Raw genomic sequence first — 5,207 nt, forward strand, 5'->3', positions numbered from 1 at the left:
CTGCTATTCGTTCTAATGAATCATTAGAGTAGTAGCTCTAGCTCATTTCTGCCCCAAAGTGTGTCACGACCGATGATTGACTAATTAATGGTGAGTTGATTTTGTAATACATATGCTAACTAACAACCCTAGAGTGCAGGTGTTTTTTTCGTAACCCATCACTCGTGTGCGTACAAAAGTCACATAACCACCATATATGGCTTGAGTTGCTTAAAAAGGTTGAGCAAGATGGACAGAAGCAAATGACTATATCCCGACTGAAAAGCGTTATGCATAGGGGCAATTAATGACGAAAGCGAAACAAGCGTTAAGCATAAAAGGTGATACGTTTAACCCATTTCCAGAGCCATTTAAATCTCGCCTTGGTCAATCTGAATGCAGAAGTTTAGGTGATTCTTTTGGGCTCACTCAGTTCGGTGTGAATCTGGAAGTATTAGAACCGAATGCGCAGTCGGCTCTTCGCCATTGGCACACAAGGTCAGATGAGTTTCTTTATGTACTCGGTGGTGAGCTATGTTTAGTCAGTGATGACGGTGAGCAGACATTGTTTGCAGGAATGTGTATTGGCTTCCCTGCTAGGGTCGAAAATGGTCATCATTTAATAAACCGTAGTAGCGAACAAGCTAAATTTATAGTTATAGGGAGCCGAGTTGCAAAAGACGAAGCCCATTATCCAGATGATGATTTCAAATGGGTTGTTGAAAGTTCTGGTGAATGGACTCCCTCTAGAAAGAACGGCACACCATACTAGTGATTGGTAAGTAGTAGGAGGAAGACTATGATTCCAACAGCGATTCTTATTCATGTTCAAAATGTCGCATTGGGCATCGAGTGGTATCAAAAAGCCTTTCCTACAGCAGAATCTGTTTATCATCCTAGTTTCGACTTTACCGTGCTCAATTTAAACGGTTTTTCTCTTGAGATAGTGCAAGCAGACGAAAAAGTAGGCTCGGGTAAATGCGGGACAGTTTTATATTGGTCGGTAAACAACTTGGATAAAGCACTGGATCATTTTGAAGAACTTGGTGCAAAACTGTATAGAGGCCCAATGGCAATTGAAAATGGGCTTTTTATGTGTCAAATCGAAGATCCATTTGGCAACCTAATTGGCTTGCGTGGGGCGACGACGTTGCAAGTGGTTTAAATGGATTATAAAGGCCTTATATGCCATATCAGTTTAGGAGGTAAAATGGACATTTTGATCGAACAAGAAATAGAACTCCATCAATACCAAACTCGTCAGAACAAAGCTGACCTTGATCGTTTAATACACCCTAGTTTTACTGAAGTTGGTAAGTCAGGAGATAGCTACGATTTTACATCCATTATTCAAATGATGGATTTGGAAGAGCCTTCAGATATCCGCGTTCATTCTCAAAAGTATGAATGTATTCAACTTGAGCCTTCTATACAGCTTTTAAAGTATGAGTCTGCTCTTGTAAGTGAATCTGGAGAAGTTAGTGACTATGCCAAACGCTGTTCAATTTGGACATTTACGGGCACTTGTTGGAAGCTCAGGTATCATCAAGGTACGCAATGTAAACCTTTCAAACTCAGTTAGTAGTGATTATCCGTAATCTAATTATCTACTGAAGTTTGTCATTACGGGGGAGCTTAAAGTTTGTAACACGCCTCTGCCCCATTGTAATCTAGACCTTTTACTCATTTACAACCTGTTCATGAGCTTTCCCCTACGAAAGGTTATCTGAAGCAATGTGTTGTCCAAGTTATATGCAAAGGCTATTTACCCCGTCATATCTGTTGGTATTGTTGAAGGTTAAAAAGAAAGAAGGCATTATTGGCCCATAAAATACGGACAGTCGACGTATAGAAAGCGTTATGAGCTTCCAAGAATAGAAGGAAAATATGGCAGTTTTAGAAATTCTGACTGCACCAGATCCAAGGCTTAAGGTCAAAGCGGAAAAGGTGCAAGATCTCTCCACGGTACAAACATTAATAGACGACATGTTGGAAACGTTATATGCGACTGACAATGGTATTGGTTTGGCTTCAACTCAAGTTGGTCGTAAAGAGGCCGTTGTTATTATTGACCTTTCCGAAAGTCGAGATGAACCATTAGTTTTGGTTAATCCTGAAGTGGTTAGCGGCTCGGATAAAACATTGGGCCAAGAAGGTTGTTTATCAGTTCCTGACTATTATGCCGACGTAGAGCGTTTTACTTCAGTTGTTGTGTCTGCTTTAGATCGCGAAGGTAAACCAATGACCATCGAAAGTGATGAGTTTCTAGCTATCGTAATGCAGCACGAAATAGATCATTTGTCGGGTAACTTGTTTATTGACTATCTTTCACCACTTAAGCGTCAAATGGCTATGAAAAAGGTTAAAAAGTACGTTAAAGCGCACTCTTAACTTCCGTCTATCAATATAGGTTATTACATCCTGTTGGCTGCGTGAGTAGCCAATGCTTTTCGAACAACAAAGTTATCTGCTTCGCTTTGTCATTTCGGTCATTAAACATTGCTTACGACAAACACATATAGAAGGTCTCTTATTGTGGTCTATCCGCAGCCAACCACTATTGGCTAGGCCATTAGACATTTATTGGTTGATAATTACGGTATGACAGAATCGCTTGGTGATCACGCGAGTTAGCCATCGTGACTAACTCAGAGCTGCCCCAATATTAGTTTCAGCCAGAACATGTACTTTCTTAGCCAGCCTAAATTCTGCTAATGTCAGATGAAATACGCGAAAAAGAACTAGACTTAAAGTCAATATCGATTTTAACGGACTGAAAGCTCTATGAGTATAGATTTTCTTACAAGAAAGAAATATTTAACGAGTCATGACTTCTATCGAGATCTCATTGATTTTTTTGTACAAGAAGCCAAGAGCGATATCGGATATTTCCACTTCTATTCTCATACTAACGAAGAAATCGCATTAAATGTTTGGTCAACCTCTGTTTTGGAACATTGCCATTGCAGCTACGTAACCCACTATCCACTATCATCTGCAGGAATATGGGCAGATAGTATAAGAACTAAAAAGCCCGTAATACACAACCACTATGATGCAAACTATTCCATAGATGACTCTTTACCGAAAGACCACATAAAACTAACTCATCACTTCAGTCTTCCCGTAATACAAAATAATGACGTAGTTGCAGTCATCGGTATAGGCAACAACAACGCACCATACAGTCATGACTTCGTAAGTTATTTTTACAGTATGATCAAGGACATCTGGCCTCAGGTACAAACAAAGGTAAGTAAGATCGAATCTGGATTAGCTAACAATAAGCTAGAATTTGATTCTTCTACCTCCATCGCGATTATGACTAATATGCTAGGCGCAATATCTCGTGCGCTTGAAATTCGTGATGAATACACTTCCTCTCACCAACGCAATGTCGCTCATATATGCGACCTTATAGCTGAGAAACTTTCACTAGAAGACTCTGTGAAAGAGGGACTAGTCATTGGAGCTTTGGTTCACGACATCGGGAAAATTACTATCCCATCTCAAATCTTAAGTAAGCCTGGGAAGCTAATGCCAGCAGAGTACAAGTTACTCCAAAGTCATTCAGAAGTAGGAGCAAAGATTTTTCATGAAGTAATTTTTCCTTGGCCAATCGTCGAAATGATCGAACAGCACCATGAAAGGTTGGATGGCTCGGGCTACCCAAACGGAATCAAAGGGAATGAAATTTTACTTGAGGCTCGGATTATAGCTGTTGCAGATACCTTCGATGCTATGGCAAATGATAGACCATATAGGAAGGCTGTCGGAGCGAAGAAAGCTATCAATACCTTAGAACAAGGCCGAAATAAACTATACGACCCCTGTGTAGTAGACGCTTTCCTTACTTGCTACAAACAAGATGAGACTTTAGGTGGGTTGTATACACCTGTTAATTTACAATAAAAATGTGGCACAAATGTAGTAGTAATCTTTAGCCAAGCTCCAAGTTAGCTTGTTTCTAATTGTATGGTTTGCCATAAAAAAGGTAATTCGAACATACTCAATTTAAGTAATTACCCTAAATTATTTTTGTCCATTTCCTTCCAACTACAATCGTGATGACCAAATTAAAAAGGAGGTCATCATGGTAGTTTTCAACAAAACGAAACGAAGTGGCGTCAAAAAGCCTTTTCGGCTTGAGGAAATTTGGCGGATCAGAACCAGATTAGAAATTGAAAATAATTTGATGCAGCTTGCGTTGCTCAACTTAGCTATTGATAGCAAACTTAGAGCAAGTGATTTGCTCGTTCTCAGAGTTTGCGATGTATCTTCGCAAGATAGGATATTTAACCGCGTTAAGCATATCCAGCGCAAAACAGATATTGAAGTTCAATTTGAGATAACGACAAGAACTCAACAGAGTCTAATGAAATGGATTTTGATGGCTTCGCTACATGACAGCAATTTTATTTTCCCAAGCCAAAGGCGAAAGCAACAACCGATTAGCTATTCGTACTATCGATACTTAGTGAGGAGATGGGCTTCTAATCTGGGGTTGGATCCTAACTTGTATGGCACTCACTCGATGAGGCGAACAAAAGCGACGTTAGTCTACGCAAAAACGAAAAATATCCGAGCGGTGCAGCTACTACTTGGTCATACCAAGGTAGATAATACAATCCGCTATCTTGGGGTTGAATTAGAAGATGCATTGTTGCTTTCAGAAGGTACTGAGTGTTAATCGAAAAGGAACCTAAATACTTAGGTGTTTCAATTGCTATTACGCTGAAAGTTGTTACCCATTCACCGCTACACTTGATTATTTTCAATACGTTAAGTGCAAATACTACTAATCTGTCCAAGGTTTAGAGGACCTTGAACAGATTAGGTATACACGAGCTTAAATTAAACGTTGGAACGCGCGTTTTTCTTCTTTGATTTATAGGCTTTCATTGAAATTTTTAAAGCAAGCTGTTTTTGTTTAATTGAAATGAGTTGTCTAGTTACGACCTTATGGTGTAACTCTGTGATAAAGTTTTTTTCCCAAGGCGTAAGGCGGTCAAACCTCAATAAAATAGTGTCATTGAGTACATTGAACAACTCGTATTGGCTTTTATCCATTCGACTGCTAAGCATTCAATTAGAGCACTTAGCTAGAGAAATGACGTTAAGGCTTTCTACTTTCTCATTTTTTCCTAAGGTAATGATTCGATAAGAGATCCCACTCTCTAATAGTGGTCTTATTTCGATGTTGTCACAAAAACTAACGGCGACTTTTT

At 39.4% G+C, this 5,207-nt stretch carries 7 protein-coding genes; 6 read left to right on the forward strand and 1 reads right to left on the reverse strand.

What is annotated here, in order from left to right; translation table 11 throughout:
• Positions 1 to 286 precede the first annotated feature (286 nt).
• The 6 genes from ACED59_RS23965 (at position 287) to ACED59_RS23990 (ending at position 4,669) form a co-directional block, all read left to right on the forward strand.
• A complete protein-coding gene (locus ACED59_RS23965; protein ID WP_017097733.1) occupies positions 287 to 751 on the forward strand; it encodes a cupin domain-containing protein in 465 nt (154 codons plus the stop codon).
• 27 nt (positions 752 to 778) lie between these two features.
• Positions 779 to 1,144, forward strand: a complete 366-nt coding sequence (locus tag ACED59_RS23970) for a VOC family protein (protein ID WP_017097734.1) — start codon at positions 779 to 781, stop codon at positions 1,142 to 1,144.
• A 45-nt stretch (positions 1,145 to 1,189) separates the two neighbouring features.
• A complete protein-coding gene (locus ACED59_RS23975) occupies positions 1,190 to 1,561 on the forward strand; it encodes a DUF4440 domain-containing protein (RefSeq protein WP_017097735.1) in 372 nt (123 codons plus the stop codon).
• Between the two features lie 305 nt (positions 1,562 to 1,866).
• Complete coding sequence (gene def, locus ACED59_RS23980; RefSeq protein WP_016785410.1) at positions 1,867 to 2,370, forward strand: peptide deformylase; 504 nt, start codon at positions 1,867 to 1,869, stop codon at positions 2,368 to 2,370.
• A gap of 393 nt (positions 2,371 to 2,763) precedes the next feature.
• Positions 2,764 to 3,891, forward strand: a complete 1,128-nt coding sequence (locus ACED59_RS23985) for an HD domain-containing phosphohydrolase (RefSeq protein WP_017097736.1) — start codon at positions 2,764 to 2,766, stop codon at positions 3,889 to 3,891.
• Positions 3,892 to 4,072: 181 nt separating this feature from the next.
• Positions 4,073 to 4,669, forward strand: a complete 597-nt coding sequence (locus tag ACED59_RS23990) for a tyrosine-type recombinase/integrase (protein WP_016792302.1) — start codon at positions 4,073 to 4,075, stop codon at positions 4,667 to 4,669.
• A 164-nt stretch (positions 4,670 to 4,833) separates the two neighbouring features.
• Here ACED59_RS23990 and ACED59_RS23995 read toward each other — a convergent pair whose 3' ends face one another.
• On the reverse strand, positions 4,834 to 5,064 hold the full coding sequence (locus ACED59_RS23995) for a hypothetical protein (protein WP_004735670.1): 231 nt from the start codon (positions 5,062 to 5,064) through the stop codon (positions 4,834 to 4,836).
• Between the last annotated feature and the right edge of the window lie 143 nt (positions 5,065 to 5,207).

The organism is Vibrio sp. FF266, from assembly GCF_041439695.1.
Taxonomy (GTDB): Bacteria; Pseudomonadota; Gammaproteobacteria; order Enterobacterales; family Vibrionaceae; genus Vibrio; species Vibrio tasmaniensis_A.

Bases quoted from the DNA above. Each gene is read 5' to 3' on its own strand.
- ACED59_RS23965 (WP_017097733.1), top strand. From the start codon at position 287: ATGACGAAAGCGAAACAAGCGTTAAGCATAAAAGGTGATACGTTTAAC.
- ACED59_RS23970 (WP_017097734.1), top strand. From the start codon at position 779: ATGATTCCAACAGCGATTCTTATTCATGTTCAAAATGTCGCATTGGGC.
- ACED59_RS23975 (WP_017097735.1), top strand. From the start codon at position 1,190: ATGGACATTTTGATCGAACAAGAAATAGAACTCCATCAATACCAAACT.
- def (WP_016785410.1), top strand. From the start codon at position 1,867: ATGGCAGTTTTAGAAATTCTGACTGCACCAGATCCAAGGCTTAAGGTC.
- ACED59_RS23985 (WP_017097736.1), top strand. From the start codon at position 2,764: ATGAGTATAGATTTTCTTACAAGAAAGAAATATTTAACGAGTCATGAC.
- ACED59_RS23990 (WP_016792302.1), top strand. From the start codon at position 4,073: ATGGTAGTTTTCAACAAAACGAAACGAAGTGGCGTCAAAAAGCCTTTT.
- ACED59_RS23995 (WP_004735670.1), bottom strand. From the start codon at position 5,064: ATGCTTAGCAGTCGAATGGATAAAAGCCAATACGAGTTGTTCAATGTA.